Genomic DNA, 18277 nt, shown 5'->3' with positions numbered 1-18277 from the left:
ATGACTAGTTATTTTTAAAAATGCCTTAGTTCCTTTCAATAGTTTTATTCGTTAGTTAAACTAATAATAATATTATCATAAAAACATAAGTTTATTAATACTACATGTATATGCTTTTAAATATTTTGATTTGTAATTTTAACCAAGTTAAAATAATTCACAAATTAAATCAATGTATAGTTAAGAATTCACAATTGTAGGGGCGAACACTGTTCGCCGCTACAGTTAATCAATTCTAAATTTCTCAGTTTCCACTGAGAAATATATACACAGTATTATTATATCTAATAACATGCTTTTAAATCATAGTGTTAACAGATATTTTTATATTACTTTTAAATTTATTCACATAATAAATTCTTTAGTTTTATAGTTATTACTACTATTTATCAATTCATTATTTATAAGACAAATAGAATACCTTTATTACACTAATAATAATGCAAAATATATATTAAAAAGCTCTTAAAATGACATATGTCATTTTAAGAGCTTTTTATTTAATATATGCTCGAGATAGACTTTTCTCTCTATTTCGGCTCATTTACTTTATTATTTATCGAACCAAATAAAATTTCTATCGCTCTCTGCTTCCCAGAATTTCATAGTAATCCCATCTTCTACACTATTATATTGTTCTACAGGTATCTTAAATTTTAAGTGATTCTTGCCTGCACTCAATCTTGTACCGCTAGTCTTCATAAATACATCACCATTTGGCGGATTAAAAAAGCTAACATATCTATCTATGCCACTTTCATATGTTACGAAAAATTCTACTTCATTTCCGTTGTTATACATCTTCCAACTTTCTATTTTTAAATCATTTGCTAAAATATCTGAAGCAAAAGTCACATCTACTGCTTTATTCATATCACTATCTAATATACTGTCGTCTATAAGCTGATTTGTTACTATTTTCTGATCTAGATTAAACCAAATAAAATTCCTATCATCCTCTGATTCCCAAAATTTCATAGTAATTCTACCTTTTGAACTATTATATTGTTCTACAGGTATCTTAAATTTTAAGTTATTCTTACCGGCACTCAATTTCATACCGCTAGTCTTCATAAATATATCACCATTTGGTGGGTTAAAGAAGCTAACATATCTATCTATACCACTTTCATATGTTACAAAAAATTCTACTTCACTTCCGTTGTTATACATCTTACAACTTTCTACCTTTAAATTATTCGCTGAAATGTTTGGAGTAAAAGTTATATCTACAGCTTTGTTTATATCACTATCTAATATACTGTCATCTATAAGCTGATTTGAATTAAACCAAATAAAGTTTCTATCACTCTCTGTTTCCCAGAACTTCATGGTAATTGAGTCTTTTACATTATTATATTGGCTTACAGGTATCTTAATTTTTAAGTTATTCTTGCCAGCACTCAACTTTGCACCACTATTTTTCATGAATATATTACCGTTCGGTGAGTTAAAAAAGCTTACATATCTATCTATATCGCTTTCATATGTTATAAAAAATTCTACTTCACTTCCGTTATTATACATCTTCCAACTTTCTATTCTTAAATCATTTGCTGAAATATTTGGGGTAAAGTTTATATCTATAGCTTTGTTTATATCATCATCTAATATCTTGTCATCTATAAGCTGATTTTCTACTACTAAAGTCTCTGTTCGCCCTATATTTATTCTGTCTGAAACCTTGCCTATTCCTACTGATGTTGATTGAATCATAGCAGAGTTTACTATACTCCCCTGATTAACTACAGTAGCATTTACAGGAACAGTGCTTCCTATTAATATAGAAAGAGCCAATCCCCCTGGCATTGCTAACGAAACTATCTTCTTCCTTGTCGTTTTTGATAAATTTTTTCTAATATCCATCTCATTCTCCTATCTAATAATTATAAATTTAACTTAATCAAATCATATAAATTGTAATTATTTATTATTTTATATTTACAATATCTTTGTAAAATCAAATACTTTTATATCCTTTTTTACCAATATGTTCATATATTCCACGATAAATTATAAACTCCTCTTTATATAGATACCTCCATATTTTTTATATATAACATTATTGCTTCAACTATCAAATCAGTTTAAATGTATAAAATATATGTTTAAAGCAAATGCATAAGTTTTACTGCTATTGAACTGTTGAAATAGCTAAAAGCAAAACCCAAAATAGGAGTTATAAAATCAAAGAAAAATTATAATAAGGCTAATTATAAAAAGTAATCGTTATAAATGGTAGATATAATAAGAAGATCAAGGTTTATAAAAAACACTCTTTTGAAGGATTTATTAATACAAAAAAATAAGAATCCACCAGCTTAACTGGTGGTATTTATATCGTCCTATAAGGACATTTTGCTAATATTGGAGCTGTCGCATTAGCAGTTAAAAACTGCTAGTGCGATAACCCCTTCTCTCTCTCTGGATTTACAAAATGTAAGTCTAACTTAATTTAGAGAATTTAAATTTCTCTTGTTCATTATATAAAATTATTTATCCTTAGAAGATAGAGGTCCTTTAATATCAATAGTATAGGATCCATTTGTTCCAGAGAACTTGTATACAAGTAAATAATATCTTCCAGCTGAAGGAGCATCATATGATCCTGCTAATTTTCCGTTGTCACTATCAGTAGCATATGCTACACAATTGTCATGATCGGATTCACTATAAAGCATCCAATTCATTCCTATAGCATCTTCATTATTTACTGCAATATCAATTTCTCCTGCTGAAGTAACATCAAAGTAGAAAATATCTTTTCCATTGTTTTCATCAAGGATTCCTTTAGTAATTGTATTAGGAAGTATAGATCCATTTACATCTTCAAAGGTATCATCTGTATCTGCCGGAGATTTATCCTCAGAAGATAGAGCTCCTTTAAGATCAATAGTGTAGGATCCACTTTCTTCAGAGTACTTGTACACAACTAGATAATATCTTCCAGCTGAGGGAGCATCATATGATCCTGTTAATTTTCCGTTATCTCTATTAGTAGGATAGGCTACATAATTATCATGATCGGATTCACTATAAAGCAACCAACCCATTCCTATGTCACTTTCATTATTTACTGCAATATCAATTTCTCCTGCTGAAGTGACATCAAAGTAGAAAATATCTTTTTCATTACTTTCATCAAGGGTTCCTTTAGCAATCGTATTAGAACGTATAGGTCCATTTGCAGTTTCAAATGTATCATTTGGTTCTTGAGAAATTAAAATATCTGTTGAAGAATTATCCTTAGAAGCTAGAGCCCCTTTAACATCAATAGTATAGGATCCACTTGTCCCATGGTGATTGTACACAACCAGATAATATCTTCCAGCTGAAGGAGCATCATATGATCCTGTTAATTTTCCATTGTCTCTATTAGTAGCATAAGCTATATACTTATCATAATCAGCTTCGCTATAAAGCACCCAATTCATTCCTATGGCATTTTCATCGTTTACTACAATATCAATTTTTCCTGCTGAAGTAACATCAAAGTAGAAAATATCTTTTCCATTGTCTTCATCAAGTGTTCCTTTAGCAATTGTATTAGAAAATATAGGTCCATTTGCAGTTTCAAAGGTATCATTTGGTTCTTGAGAGATTAAAATATCTTTGGGAGAATCATCAATTACGTTAACTGACGTACTCTCAGAATTATAAGCTCCTTTATCATCAGTTACAGTAAGTTTAACATTATAATTACCATCCCTTGTATATAAATGAGTAGGATTAGGGTCATTGCTAGTAGTTCCATCACCAAAATCCCATAGATATGAAACTATTTTACCATCAGAATCAGTAGAGCCATTACTACTGAAATTTATAGGATTATTTATAGTTCCTGTGTAAGGTCCATTTATCTTAGCTACAGGAGTGCTATTAAAATCTGCGGTATTAGCAAGTATTCCTTGAAATACCACTTCAAATTCAGCATTATTTGATGAATCCACTTTGTAGTTAACAAAATAACAACTAAGAGTTTTATATCCACTCCAAGGATAACTATTTAATGTGTTTAAAAAATTATTTGCAGTACTGTTCATTAACTTCCAATCATTTAATTTCCCTTCTGAAGTTCCTAGCGTATACGTTCCACGAAGAGTAAATGTATTAAAGAAAGGAGATTGCTGCTTTTCAGTAGAAACGTTTTTTAGCTTTGCAACAGATGTAATATCTGAAAAAATCTCTAATTCATTTTTATCTGCATGTTTAACTAAGTAATCATCAGAAACTAATGGAACTGTTAATGTGTCCACATTGTCTACTAAATACTGCATATGATTTTGATATTCAGTGTTAAGGGCCTTATCATTACTCATTGTTTTAATGTAATTATCATATTGCTTTACATCATCTGATTTTATAGAATCTGCTAATTTATTGTATAAATCTAAATTGTTATTATACAAGTAGTTATTAAATGCAAATCCATAATGATAAAAGCTCCAGCCACTACTATAGCCTGAATGAACCAATTGATCTACAGTGTATCTTTCTGAAGGATTATTAGATATTGAGCCTACAATAGAGTATCTTGGTAATATATCTTGGGTACGAGTAGATCCTGCAAAAAATTCAGCACTACCTTCTTCATACCAACAAAGTCTCTCATTTTTATAAAGTTCAGTTTCTCCCCACATACCAGGTACAAGGTATCTTCCCTGAAGGTAATGAGTAAACTCATGACGGAATAATTCTTCAAGTGAATATATGCTCTGTTCTGGAGTTCTTTCATAGGTAAAGAATGTACCCTTACCTTCAATATATATACCTCCATTATCAGTACTATAGCCGTATAAAGTTGAATTCATTTTGTATTCATCTGGTGTGTTATAAACAACAACTGTTAACACATCATCTGCACTAGGCCCTTTGTCTATAGGCGTATCATCTCCAAAAATTCTATAAAACTGAGAGTTTACTTCTTTTGTAGCCCAGTAAAGTCGTTGAACTTTATCAATGGATATTTTATCTCCTGCTTTAAATACAAATTTTCCATCATCAAATATATATGTTTTAGGTAAATAATGTTGTTTTCCTTCTTCTTTTAATTTGCCTATATCAATTATATTTCCATAATAGTCTTCACCATTAAAATTCCTATATATCTGATCAGCAGCTTTAAAATAAGATGAACTTAAATAAGGATAAATTTTTAAAGCATCTGTAAGCATTTTATTACAATCATTTGGATTGCTTGCATATTTTGATAATTCTCCAATATAATAAATACCACTATCTATTACCCATTCATTATCACTATTAACATTTCCTTTTATAGCAATTTTGCTTAACTCACTAATATAAGAATCAATATTTTTATAATATGGAGTCTTTTCAATAGGTGTACCCTCCCAAAGGTATTTGTCCATTGTATAGCTAATACCTTTAAGCATATTGAATAAAGCAGTCCCCTTTGAGTATTGCTGTGTGTAATCATCAAAATTTTCGTTGTACTGCTTCAAAATTGGAACAGCATAATTAACTACTTCTAAATCGACTGACGTAGCATTAATTAGTAGACCTGTAGAAGCAATTATCTCATCTTGTTCTTTTGTACCCAATTTAAAGTTTGGATTTTTTTCAATTGCCAATATAGCAGGTATACATTTATCGCGATTAGCTTTAGTATTAATTGATTCAAGTTCTTTGTTATAAAAACCTAAATAGTTTCCTGCTCTAACTACCTCAATAAGAGTAGTGAGCCCCTTTGTATCATAAGATGTAAATTGACTTCCTCTTTCTTCAATAGCATCAATAAGTGCTTGCATACGATTTGTATTACTGTAAAACTCCTGTGCATCAGTGTTATATTGAAAAAGATCTGTAATATCACTCCATTCAATAGTAACGAGAAGATTAATAAGGCTTGTATAATCCATACGGTTTAAATCAGACATAGAATATTTTTCTGCACTTAATTTTTCTGCTCCAAATGCTCTTATATTTGATTTCTCTATTGCCTGTCCACTAATTTCCCCTGGTATATCAGAAGGGCTATCTGACAAAATAGAACTTTCATCTTTAACCCTTTTTATATTATCAAGACAATTATCATGAGGAACCTCTTCACAATTAAGCATTTGTTCCATAGTAGGATTAGGGATAGCTTCAGAGTTTTCATTAGGTAATGCATAAATTAGGCCTTGGGAATTCGTCACAATTAATGTAGTTATGACCAATGTGCTCAATGCTTTGGATAAAGTTGGTTTTTTGAAGTTTCCTTCAGTTAAATTAGATTTAAAATGTAACTTCTTTATCATACTTTTACTCCTTATGTTTGTTAATTTTTTACTAAGATAGGGCAGGTTATTTTTAATAATTTGATACATAAATTAAATAACCATAAAGTTGTTCTAAGGATTACGAGAACCCTTTTCTTCTCTGAGACGTACCCCTGACTTAAAACTCATGGTAGAGTAGAGATAAGAATTATGAAAATAAGATAAATGCAATAAATATAATTCTACTTTTTATGTAATATAATCACTTCCCCCTATAACTTTTTTAATACATTTCTAGAAAATATATTATTTAATAATACAATTATACATAAATGGTAAAATTTTTAAAAATGCTAAATAATCCTAATTTTTGAAAATAGTTTTAATTTCCTTCAATTTAAACAAATAAATGAAAAAATACTACAATTTACATAATTTTAATAAATATAACATTTTAAATTCAATAAAAGTTTGTAAAGCCTTGTCCTATCAGCATCAGCATCCGCTAGTGCAAGATTATATTTCAAAATAATCATTTCATTATATAAATTTCTATAGATATTTTAAGGCAGTTTTTTTTACATATTATTACTATTTTAGAGCAATATATCCATAATATAACTTTTTTAAATTTTTTCAAAAATTTAAAGATCTATGAATAGACTAATGATTAAAAATTCGTTTCCATCAAGTGGCAGCTACTTAAAAACTATATAAAAAAAGTTCCTTTTTCTAAAGGAACTTTTTTTATAATCTATCTATTTTATAATTTATCAAAATAAAATCTATTTAAATATCTTAATACGTTCTTCTAGTGGTTGGAACTCTTTTTCACTTGGTTCTGCTGTTGGCTTACCAAATGGCATTTGTGCAATTTGCTTCCAGCTTTCTGGTATATTCCATTCTTTCTTTACATCATTTTCAATAAGCTCAGTATAATGTTGAAGTGATGCTCCAAATCCTTCAATTTCTAATGCAGTCCAAATAGCAAATTGGTGCATTCCACTTGATTGTTGAGACCAAATTGGGAAATTATCTTTATAAGCAGCAAATTGTTGTTGAAGAGATTCTACTACACTATTATCTTCAAAGAATAAAACTGTACCATATCCACTTTTAAATGAATTTATTTTTTCTTCAGTAGTGCCAAATTTATCTGCTGGTACAATCTTTCTCAATGCTTCCTTTGTAATATCCCATAATTTATCATGATGTTCTCCTAACAATAGAACTACCCTTGCACTTTGAGAGTTAAATGCTGATGGTGTGTGTTTCACCGCATGTTCTATAACCTCTTTTATTCTATCATCAGAAACTACAGCTTCCTTGCTAATTCCATAAAATGTGCGTCTATCTTCAATAGCAGTTAAAAATTCTTTTGACATTTAACATACCTCCAAATATATAATTTTTTTGTTATTTATAAATAAATTTAATATTAATCTTGTTTTTTCATTTCTAAAACTATAATATGAGAAGTTTCTTTTGCTTTAACTAGAATATCTTCCTCAACTATTTCCATTCCATCTCTTTCATTTAATTCAACTTCGTTAACTAATAAAACTCCTTCTATTTGAACTAAATATGCCTGTCTTCCTTCCTTTACTGAAAAACTAATCTCTTTTCCTTTTTCAAGTTCTAAGGAATAAACATTAATATCTTGATTTATTTTTATTGGGGCATCACCGTCTTTGCTTGAAGCTATATGAAGCCATTTATTTTGCCTGTCATTCCAATTAAATCTATAATCCCCATAGTTAGGTTCGTATCCTTTTTTATCAGGGAAAATCCATATTTGTAAAAGTCTTAATGTATCTTTCCCAAGATTATGCTCACTATGATAAACTCCTGTTCCTGCACTCATGTATTGAACATGACCACGAGTTATAGTGTTTTTATTACCCATGCTATCTCTATGAGTAAGTTCACCATTAACAACATATGATATTATTTCCATATCTCTATGAGGATGAGTGTCAAACCCTGTATTAGATTGGACCAAATCATCATTTATAACTCTTAAAACTCCAAAATTTATATTATCAGGATTATAATACTCAGCAAATGAAAAGTGAAATTTGCTCTTTAACCATCCAAGATTACTACTCCCCATATTTTTATTTTCTACTTTTCTTAACATCTCATATCACTCCTCTTTTATATTCTTACTAACTCTACTCTTCAATATTCATATATGCTCAATAAAAATATTTTATCTCCTTACATATAATTATTTAGATTAAATAATTTACTTAGTTACATTTAGTAACTTACTTTAATTTTATTATTACACTCTAATTACAATTAGTCAAGATATTTTTTTAAAATAAAAAGAATCTCTTATTAATTTTAAGAGATTCTTTTATTATTTAAATTAATTCCATTTTTCTGCCCATTTTTGAATTTCATCCATAGCATTTTTAAGGTCATGTCCCTTTTCTGTAAGTTCATATTCTATACGTACAGGTGTTTCTGGATAAACTTTTCTAATAACAATTCCTTCGCTTTCTAATTCTTTAAATCTTTCTGTGAGCATACGAGCACTCATATTAGGAATTGCATCTGCTATATCAGAAAAGCGCTTTTGTCCTCCTAGCAATGTTCTTATAATCAATCCATTCCATCTTTTCCCTAATAATCCAAAAGCATTTTCAAACTTTGGACACATATGATATTTTTCCATATCCAATCACCACCTCCATACATTTTATCATGCATACTTAAAAAAAGTAAGTAAGTTATTATATTTATGTACATAATGATATATTATTATGCTGCTTATTTTAATATATAGAATTACTGTGACTTAATCGCTATTGAATTTACTATTTATGTACTAAGAACCCATAAGACGATATACTTTTTTTACAGTATCAATTTTATAGTTAAAATAAATCTATATATTTTATTAAGTATCTGTTGAAACACTATCCCAATTATTATTATATGCGCCTTTTCCAATAAGCCAATTTAATCCCCAATGACGTTCAAATACTACACCTGGATCTATTCCTGCTGGTGGATTTTCTCCATGTATACTAGCATCTACACAAGCCCAGTTATAACGATAAATTAAATCTGCTTCATCTAATATTTCCTCTATGCTTCTCAGTTTAACTGTTTTCATAAAATCATTAAAATCTTCATAATCTGCCACTGCACGAATTGCAAAATTGCAGTCACATATTTGTGAAGGGTATTCTAGCTTATCTACAATACCTAATGCCCAAATAAGCGTCCAATATGCTTCGTACTTCCATGCCATATTAATTACCTCTTGTTTATTTGAACTTCCAAAAATAATTTTCTTCTCATTATCAGTTAACTCTTCTTTTACTTTATACTTATCTAAAAGGCCCTTAAAAAACTCTCTAGCTTCTTCAATATTCTCTCCACTATTAATATCACAAGCTACTTGAATAGAAATTAAACAAGCAATAGCACGTTTAGCTATTTCTTCTGCACTTCGCACCTCTATTTCATTTACACCCTCAATAACTGGAAGTCCTTCCATATATGGAACCTTATTATCTTTTAATATTTCTATAGATTTTTGTTTTCTTTCTAATGGACTCATACTCTTTCCCCCTTATCTTTTAAAGTTACTTCTTGAATCTATAACCTCAACATTCCCATATTGAATTATTTTATGTTTTTTGCTAATACTTGTCTATGAAAATATAGATACTACCATAAATAAATTTCCAATTATTGTACTAAACATACAAGATACTATATCATATGAATTGCCAAAATCAAATTATAGGATTTTTACTTATGCGGGTCTTATCAATGACAAAACCTTTGATTTATACTATGTTTACTCAATTGATCTATATTATACTTTATTTATTTTATAATCTTTTTAAAACTTTCTCCCCTACATATATATTCTCATATACCTCCTTATAAACTCTAATTAATTTATAAAAAATTTAGTTAATTTTATATTTTTTTGTTGACTTACTATATTAAATAGAATATACTCTTAATAAATTAAAATGAAAACAGATATTAAAACTTGTTTTTGTTTTTCTACGAGAAATATTATTAATTATGAAATAAAACTGGAGGTAATTATGAATACTTTAATAAACAAACAAGCACGATTTAGTTTTTATAGCCAATTTATATAGGGTTTGTATCAAGTTATAAATTTTATTAAATTTTAACATGGATACAAGCCCCTTAAGACTTACCGATAATTAGGGATTGTATCTGTGTTGGCTATATTGTTTATAATGTTATTCATTATTACTACATTTATAAAGTCACGCAGATTATACTGTGTGGCTTTTCTATATTCAAAAATAAGCCACCTGGGTTATTCTATGTGGCTTTTTTATATTCAAAAATAGGCCACATGGATTATACCATGTGGTTTTTTTATACAAAATAAATTTTAAAAGGAGTGTTTTTTATGACAGGAATTATATCTGTAGTAATACAAAGTTTAATTTTATCAATTATGGTATTAGGTATTTATATCAGCTATAAAATTTTAGATTTCCCAGACTTATCTGTTGATGGAAGTTTCTCATTAGGAGGAGCCATCATTGCTTTCTCTTTAACTAACAATATCTCTCCAATAATGGGAACTTTGTTAGCTATGATATGTGGTTTAATTTCTGGTCTTGTTACTGGTGTTTTACATATCAAATTTAAAATTTCTAACTTACTTTCAGGTATTTTAGTTATGGGTATGCTTTACTCTATTAATCTAGGCATAATGGGGAAGTCAAATATTCCACTATTTGACCTCAATCATCTATTTAATATAGGCATTTCTCCACTAGTATTAGTTGCAATAATTGTATTGTTTTGCAAACTTATTTTAGATTTATTCTTAACTACTGGTCTTGGATACACATTAAAAGCTGTTGGTGATAATCCTCAAATGGTTAAATCATTAGGAATTGATATTAGTATTATAAAAATATTAGGATTAATGCTATCTAATGCTCTTGTTGCTTTATCTGGTAGCTTGTTTGCTCAATTTCAAGGGTTCTCTGATGTTAATTTAGGGATTGGTACTTTAATACTTGGAATAGCGTCAATTATAATTGGCATCTCCATATTTAAGAGATTTACATTCATTAAACCCACAACATCTATATTATTAGGGACTTTAATCTACCAATTTACAATTTATTTTGCAATAGATCTAGGTATAGTACCTCCTAACAACTTAAAATTAATGACTTCTATAGTAATAATTTTATTCTTAAGTGTTGGTAACTTAAATGTTTTTGCCAATAGCAATAGTAATTATAAAAATTTAAAGAGAAGAGGTGCTTTAGATGTTACAGATTAAAAATATTTCAAAAACATTCCCTAATCCATATGGAGATCCTAATATAATTTTCAAAGATCTTTCCTTAACTATAAATAAAGGCGAATTTGTTAGTATTATCGGAAGTAATGGTACAGGTAAATCTACTTTACTTAATATAATTTCAGGTTTTCTAAAGGAAAGCAAAGGAGATATTTTATTAGAGGGTAATAATTTAACAAAGCTAGCTGAACACAAAAAAACTCAGCTAATAAGCAGAGTGTTCCAAGATCCAAGTTTAGGTACTTGTCCTTCTATGACAGTTAAAGAAAATCTATCCTTAGCTTTAAACAAAGGAAGTTTACTAAACCTTAAAAAATGTCTCCGCCATAAAACTGAAGTTATGGAAGATTTATTAGAAAACATATCACTTGATTTAAAAAAATATTTAGATGTTCAAGTAAAATATCTATCAGGTGGTCAAAGACAAGCGCTTTCTCTAATTATGTCCACTATCACAAATCCAAAGGTTTTATTATTAGATGAACATACTGCTGCTTTAGACCCTAAGACTTCAGATGAAATTATAGATTTAACTAATAAAATTGTTAGGGAAAAAAATATAACCACACTAATGGTAACTCATAATCTAAAGCATGCTATTAGTTATGGTAATAGACTTATAATGCTTCATAAAGGAGAAGTGATTTTAGATATAAGTGGTGAGGAAAAATCAAATATAAGTATAGAAGAAATACTAAATAAATTTGAATATGCAGTTTAAAATATAAAGCTTAATTAGTTAATATGTAGATTTAACTACATATATAAAAATAAAATTTAGGAGGATTATATTATGAAAATAAAAAATAAGTTAATGAGTTTAATTTTAGTAGGAACAATTGGAGTTTCCTTACTTACAGGTTGTTCTAAGGATAATAATGATAAATTATCTGATTCAAATAAGGATATCGAAACAATAGGCATTACTCAGCTAGTAGAACACCCATCTTTAGATAAAGCAAGAGATGGCTTCATAAAAGCACTAGAAGATAACGGGTATAAAGATGGAGAAAATATAAAAATTGATTACCAAAATGCTCAAAATGATATGCCTACAACTCAAATGATTGCAAATAAATTTGTATCTGGCAAAAAGGATTTAATATATGCTATATCAACGCCATCAGCTCAATCAGCTTACAATGCAACTAAAGATATACCGATATTAATAACTGCTGTTACTGATCCAGTTGCTGCTGGCTTAGTAAAATCTATAGATAAACCTGAAGGAAATGTATCAGGTACATCAGATTACATATCTATAGATAAAAATTTAGAGTTAATTAAAATGTTTATCCCAGATGCTAAAACTATAGGTGTTTTATATAATACCAGTGAAGTAAATTCAAAGATACAAGTTGATACTCTAAAAGAGTATGCATCTAAAAACAATTATAAAGTTGTAGAAAAAGGTGTCTCCTCTTCAATGGAAATTAGTCAAGCTATGTCTAGTTTAGTAGGTAAAATAGATGTTTTATATGTTCCAACAGATAACTTAATTGTTTCATCTATGCCAATAGTTTCTAAAATTGCTACTAATAATAAAGTGCCAGTAATATCTTCTGAAGATGGTTCTGTCAAATCTGGTGCACTTGCATGTCAAGGTATAGACTATGAAAAATTAGGTTATAAAACTGGAGAACTTGCTGTTAAGGTTCTAAATGGTGAGGAAATATCTAATATCCCTGTAACTATGTTAGATGATACTCAAATAATAGTTAATGAAGATACACTAAAATCTCTTTCTTTAGAAAAAATTGATGATAAAAACATAACATATATTAAAACTGAAAAAAATTAATTATGAATATGGTAAAAAAATAAAAATATATATTATCATGAAGCAAAGCCCATATTGATAAAATAATTAATATGGGTTTTGTGTATTTCAATAGCAGATATTTACACTTTAATCATAATTTAAAATAATATAATAGATCCTAATTGTAATATATAACATAAGCTTTATCTCCAAGTCATTTCTTTTTCATATTATACTAAAAATAGAGCGTAGATAGTCTACACTCAGTTTGAATACATGGCATATAATTTATAAATATAAGCTGATGCCAATCAATTGCGGCTAGTAATTGTAAGCTCATACTTTTATCTTTTTAACTCTTCTACAAATTTTCTAATTTCTCTAAACGCTAGTATTAAATTATCAACAAATTCATCAGCTTTCTCTTTCTCCGATACTTTTGATGATAAATTTATTACTATATTATCTTTATTCATCGTATAAAACATTCCCAATCCTTCTTCTACTTGTGGACCAAAAGCACAATATCTTATAGCCTTTCCACCAACTCCACTAGTAGAAATAAAGTCTGTTTTTAGCTCTATATATCCTTTATCCTTAAATATATCTGGCAATTCCTGCATATTTAATTCCTGTGCAAACTTACTTTGCATTTGTGCTAATCCAAATAAATGTCTTTCTACTCCGTGACCAGCTTGACATTCTTTGATTCTAGATACATGAGCATTAGAAGCTTTTTCTAATAGTTCATATATAGCTTCTTTTTCCAACTTATTCTCATTAAATGCTTTAGCAAACTCTAATTTCTCAAGGCTTGATGATCTTGCACATTCAGTTCTTCCTTGTCTAAAGTTTCTTACTGAAACCGGCTCATATGTACTTCTTATTTTACCAAAAGTTTTATACTGTGCTACTTGAACAGCTATATGAAAATATGCATCTGGGCTTATTTTAAGTTCTTTTATCTTGTCACTTCCAAAGTCATTAAAATACTGTAAATTTAAATAGTATTCTTGTGATCTTTTAGTCTGCTCTTTTTTTGCACCATCTAAAAGCTCTTTAGTCTCATCTGTTAATGTAAACTCTATTTTTTTAGATAATATATATTGACTGCTAATATCAATAATATTAAGTTCACTTTCTAATTCATTGTTTATAATCTCTAACAATCCAAACATTATTGACCCATCAAAACCTGTATGTTCTATACTTGCACCTATTTCTTTATTTCTATTTATTATAAACTGTAATGACTTATCAAAGCATCTATTATCCCCATTAGATAATAATAAATCATATACTGTTTCTTTTTGATCTTTATTAGAATCATCTATACACATAACAAATAGTGCATCTCTTACTTCTTCAAAGCTCCTTAAATTTTCTTCTGATACTAAAATTTTATCTAATATTTTTTTAGCATCTTCCCTTTCTGAACAAGTATAGATAAATGGATTATAAGCTTTTTCTTCATCATCTTTTGTTATAAGCTCTATAGCCTTATTTATATTTTGTGGATGTATTCTTAATCCATTTTTATCACTTAACATTACTTTATATATATTATTTTTACTAAATATAATACAATAATTATCTTCTTTAGAAAAGTCGCCTACATAATATTTATCTATATTACTATCAGCTATCCTCATACTCTTAAATACTCTTAAATAGAGTTCCATACATAAAGGATTTCCTTTTATCATATCAATAGGAAATTTCTCATCTACTATTTGATGGTATATTCCTGTTGCTACAAATGCAATATTACTTAAAATCTCTTCTAATGTATATTTATCTTTATATTTATCATTATTTAATAATGCACAAAAGCTTACTCTTGGAATTATTGAATATCTAACTCCTAGATACATCTCATCCCACATTGGGAATAACCAGCTTTTATTACCTTCTATATTCTCTTTATATTGCAAAAGTTTTTTTTGGAGTTTTTCGCCTTCTCCGCCTTTTTTACCAAACTCTTCTACTACCAATTTAGTTTTTTCAAAATCATTATTTGATAATATTGGCTTAACCCATGATAGATATTTTTCTAATGTTTCATTAAGATTTGGTATAGGTAATTCATCTAAAGTTTCTTCATACCTTAGCATTTATACATCTCCTTTCTATTTTCCGAGTATGAACAAATACATAAAAATAATTGAATATAAGAAATATTTTTAAAAGCATATTTTCAACTGATTCAGCGATAAAATTATTATTAAAACCTTATTAAATATATAAATTATATATATTTTAACTGCTTTTCTTAATTTATATACTCTATATTAGAAATATCAGTTTTTTATTATTTGTAAAAATGAAAGTATGGCAAAATACGTCTACTAGACGTTTTTTGCCATACTCTAGATAAAATACTAATATTTTATTCAAATACTAATTTAACTGACCATGCTAAAAATGCAATAAAAGCTAATATACATACAGTTTGAACTAAATTTTCTACATTGCCTTGTGCACTTGATAACGCTACTTCTGGCATTATTTGTTCTATTCCATTTATGTTCATATTACTCTACACCTCCATGGTCTTTTCTTATCTGTCTCATAAATCCTGACATAGATAAAATAAACAGGAATAAATATGGTATTGAAAGTACTATAGCTACCGCTCTTACTCCATTAAATGATCCTGCTATTAAGTTAGCTGATGATATTAAAACTATTATTATTGACCATACTATTGATCTGTATTTAGGAGCATCTTCTGCACCATCACTAGTCATCATACTTAAAGATATAACTGAACTAGTTGCTGATGTTGATAAGAATACTATTATTAATGCAACAAATAATAATCCTGTTATCCCAAACAACGGGAATTTTTGTAAAACCATTATAAATGATAAGTAAACATCATCTGGATTTTGTAATATATAGTTTGCTATTTCTGCATCACCTGCTATTGCATCTAATAAACCATATCCTCCAAATACACTAAACCAAAGTACTAAGAATATTGTTGGAACGAGTATTGATGCTGTAACTATTTGCTTTATAGTTCTTCCTTTTGATATTCTTGCTATAAATATTCCTATAAATGGAGTCCACGATACCCACCACATAAGTATAGTTATAGGCCAATCATTAAACCAAGTTTTATCTAATAATGCGTAGTTTTCAAAACTTATTGATATTATATCAGTAAATGTACTCTTTAATGTTGTTAATATAGTACCCATAAAATAGCCTGTTCTACCAACAAAGAATACATATAACAGTAAAGCTATTGCTATTATTACATTTATGTCTCCAAGAACTTTCATACCCTTTTGTACTGGTAGTATAGCTGCTAATGTATAAACTGCGAATAATATTGCTAATATAACTATTAATGGAGTTATTCCTTGAAGATTTATTCCAAATACACTTTGAACTCCATTTCTAACTTGGAATACTCCTAAACCAACAGATGCTGCCATAGTAAGCGCTGCTGCTGCTGCACCCATTAAGTTAGCTGCGTAAGCAAGAGGTTTACCCCATTTTCTATCTCTAAATCCTTCTTCTATTGGTGTTCCCGGCAAGAACTTTCCACCTCTATTATAGGTAAAGTAACCTATTACAAGCCCTGATATAGTATATATTGCCCAAGCTGGTAATCCCCAGTCAAATAAAGTTAATTTTAATGCATTTTGAGCTGCTTGAGTTTCTGAAAATCCTCCAGCTAATCCCATTGGTGATTGCATATAATGTATTAATGGTTCTGCAACTCCAAAATTAACAAGCCCTACACCTATACCTGCTGTAAATAACATGGACATCCATGAAAAAGTTGAGAACTCTGGCTTTGTGTCCTCTCCACCTAATTTTATATGTCCATACTTACCAAATGCTAAATATGCACATAATGCTAATATTAATAATGGCATTAATATTACAAACCAGTTAAAATTATTATTAAATGCTGATGTCCAACTATATAATGTTGTTGTTAAACCTTCTGGATCTATTACTCCCCATACTGAGAATATAGCCGTAAAACTTGCTGATGCCCAAAATAAAGAAGAACCAGATCTTTGCTTATCTTTTTCTTTCATTTCATCTACCGTTCCTCGCATAAGATTTTGACCTTCAATTTAATATTTTTTTCGTTATCATAAATATATATTTTTTAATACTTTTTTTATATTTCAATATAAATATACTTTTATTTAGATCATTTTTTGTATGTTTAAATTACCTTTTTGACTTTTATCAACCATTTTAGATAAATTATCTAAAATGCGGTATTTTTTATTATTTAATATTTCTGCCATTGTCATATCTTTAGTTATCATTTATATTATCTCCCTTAAATTTAATTTTCTAAAATATCTTTTCCAAATTTACTAATACTTATTCTATCAATAAATTTTGCCCTTGTTTTTATGTAAAAATTATTAATATATATTAATTATATTTTTTATATAAAAAAACACATTGACAAAATTATCAATGTGTTTTCATGGGTTTCCCTTCTCAAAATTCTCAACCTAAAAAGAAAACTATTTCTTAATCTCATCTAAATTACTTGGTTTATAATTCATCTTTATACTTTCTTTCTAGTTCTAATAATGTTGTTTTCATAATTTATCTCTAATCGACCTGCATATCCTACTAATGGTCCATTGGCTCCAATCACTCTGTGACATGGTACCACCAAAAGCAGGCTATTTCTATCAAATACTTACAAACTAAAATAACCCACGAAAATCCAAATTTTAGATTTTCGTGGGTTTCATGGTTGAGGCGAAGGGTCATATACGTCCATCTGACTATATCTCAAGTAACGATGTGCCATATCCCATTTCTTTTACTCTGACAAGTGTACTAATTAATTATAATATATTCTTAATAATCTCAACTTTTCAAAAAGTAAAAAGCTATGGATAACCATAGCTTAAAGTTTCATTCTTAGTTGTTATTACTCACTTCTATAATACAAGATTCATC

Annotated in this window: 14 protein-coding genes; 3 read left to right on the top strand and 11 right to left on the bottom strand. The window is 28.4% G+C overall.

Annotated elements, in window-relative coordinates; translation table 11 throughout:
- Positions 1 to 552: 552 nt before the first annotated feature.
- The 6 genes from B2W91_RS00125 to B2W91_RS00100 form a co-directional block, all read right to left on the bottom strand.
- On the bottom strand, positions 553 to 1866 hold the full coding sequence (locus B2W91_RS00125; RefSeq protein ID WP_291578210.1) for a hypothetical protein: 1314 nt from the start codon (positions 1864 to 1866) through the stop codon (positions 553 to 555).
- Positions 1867 to 2492: 626 nt separating this feature from the next.
- Positions 2493 to 6263: a collagenase gene (locus tag B2W91_RS00120; RefSeq protein WP_291578209.1), complete on the bottom strand. Its 3771-nt coding sequence runs from the start codon at positions 6261 to 6263 to the stop codon at positions 2493 to 2495.
- 746 nt (positions 6264 to 7009) lie between these two features.
- The gene (locus B2W91_RS00115; RefSeq protein ID WP_291578208.1) at positions 7010 to 7609 is read right to left on the bottom strand and encodes a nitroreductase family protein; all 600 of its coding nucleotides are present in this window, start codon (positions 7607 to 7609) and stop codon (positions 7010 to 7012) included.
- A gap of 53 nt (positions 7610 to 7662) precedes the next feature.
- Positions 7663 to 8364: a pirin family protein gene (locus B2W91_RS00110; protein ID WP_291578207.1), complete on the bottom strand. Its 702-nt coding sequence runs from the start codon at positions 8362 to 8364 to the stop codon at positions 7663 to 7665.
- Between the two features lie 234 nt (positions 8365 to 8598).
- Positions 8599 to 8907, bottom strand: a complete 309-nt coding sequence (locus tag B2W91_RS00105) for a winged helix-turn-helix transcriptional regulator (RefSeq protein ID WP_039632978.1) — start codon at positions 8905 to 8907, stop codon at positions 8599 to 8601.
- Between the two features lie 225 nt (positions 8908 to 9132).
- Positions 9133 to 9801: a DUF4272 domain-containing protein gene (locus B2W91_RS00100; protein WP_291578206.1), complete on the bottom strand. Its 669-nt coding sequence runs from the start codon at positions 9799 to 9801 to the stop codon at positions 9133 to 9135.
- An 843-nt stretch (positions 9802 to 10644) separates the two neighbouring features.
- Between B2W91_RS00100 and B2W91_RS00095 the strand changes: the two genes are divergently transcribed.
- The 3 genes from B2W91_RS00095 to B2W91_RS00085 all read left to right on the top strand — a co-directional run bounded on the left by B2W91_RS00095 (position 10645) and on the right by B2W91_RS00085 (position 13360).
- Positions 10645 to 11538, top strand: coding sequence for an ABC transporter permease (locus tag B2W91_RS00095; protein WP_291578205.1), 894 nt, complete (start codon positions 10645 to 10647; stop codon positions 11536 to 11538).
- On the top strand, positions 11525 to 12280 hold the full coding sequence (locus tag B2W91_RS00090; RefSeq protein WP_291578204.1) for an ABC transporter ATP-binding protein: 756 nt from the start codon (positions 11525 to 11527) through the stop codon (positions 12278 to 12280). The genes B2W91_RS00095 and B2W91_RS00090 overlap by 14 nt, the downstream gene beginning before the upstream one ends.
- A 72-nt stretch (positions 12281 to 12352) precedes the next feature.
- The gene (locus tag B2W91_RS00085; protein ID WP_291578203.1) at positions 12353 to 13360 is read left to right on the top strand and encodes an ABC transporter substrate-binding protein; all 1008 of its coding nucleotides are present in this window, start codon (positions 12353 to 12355) and stop codon (positions 13358 to 13360) included.
- A gap of 305 nt (positions 13361 to 13665) precedes the next feature.
- Here B2W91_RS00085 and B2W91_RS00080 read toward each other — a convergent pair whose 3' ends face one another.
- The 5 genes from B2W91_RS00080 to B2W91_RS00060 all read right to left on the bottom strand — a co-directional run bounded on the left by B2W91_RS00080 (position 13666) and on the right by B2W91_RS00060 (position 17966).
- A complete protein-coding gene (locus B2W91_RS00080) occupies positions 13666 to 15435 on the bottom strand; it encodes a choline/carnitine O-acyltransferase (RefSeq protein WP_291578202.1) in 1770 nt (589 codons plus the stop codon).
- A gap of 275 nt (positions 15436 to 15710) precedes the next feature.
- Positions 15711 to 15854 (bottom strand): hypothetical protein, encoded by a 144-nt coding sequence (locus B2W91_RS00075; RefSeq protein ID WP_291578201.1) that lies wholly within the window; start codon positions 15852 to 15854, stop codon positions 15711 to 15713.
- A gap of 1 nt (position 15855) precedes the next feature.
- Entirely contained in the window at positions 15856 to 17403 is a 1548-nt protein-coding gene (locus B2W91_RS00070; protein ID WP_291578200.1) for a BCCT family transporter, read from the bottom strand.
- 93 nt (positions 17404 to 17496) lie between these two features.
- Positions 17497 to 17622: a hypothetical protein gene (locus B2W91_RS00065; RefSeq protein ID WP_291578199.1), complete on the bottom strand. Its 126-nt coding sequence runs from the start codon at positions 17620 to 17622 to the stop codon at positions 17497 to 17499.
- Positions 17623 to 17873: 251 nt separating this feature from the next.
- Positions 17874 to 17966 carry a hypothetical protein gene (locus tag B2W91_RS00060; RefSeq protein WP_291578198.1) on the bottom strand — a complete coding sequence of 31 codons (93 nt, stop codon included), beginning with the start codon at positions 17964 to 17966 and terminating at the stop codon, positions 17874 to 17876.
- Positions 17967 to 18277 lie beyond the last annotated feature (311 nt).

Origin of the sequence: Clostridium sp. UBA6640 (assembly GCF_002455975.1) — a bacterium.
In the GTDB taxonomy this organism is placed as follows: Bacteria; Bacillota; Clostridia; order Clostridiales; family Clostridiaceae; genus Clostridium_J.
This window is presented reverse-complemented; position numbering and strand designations above follow the sequence as displayed.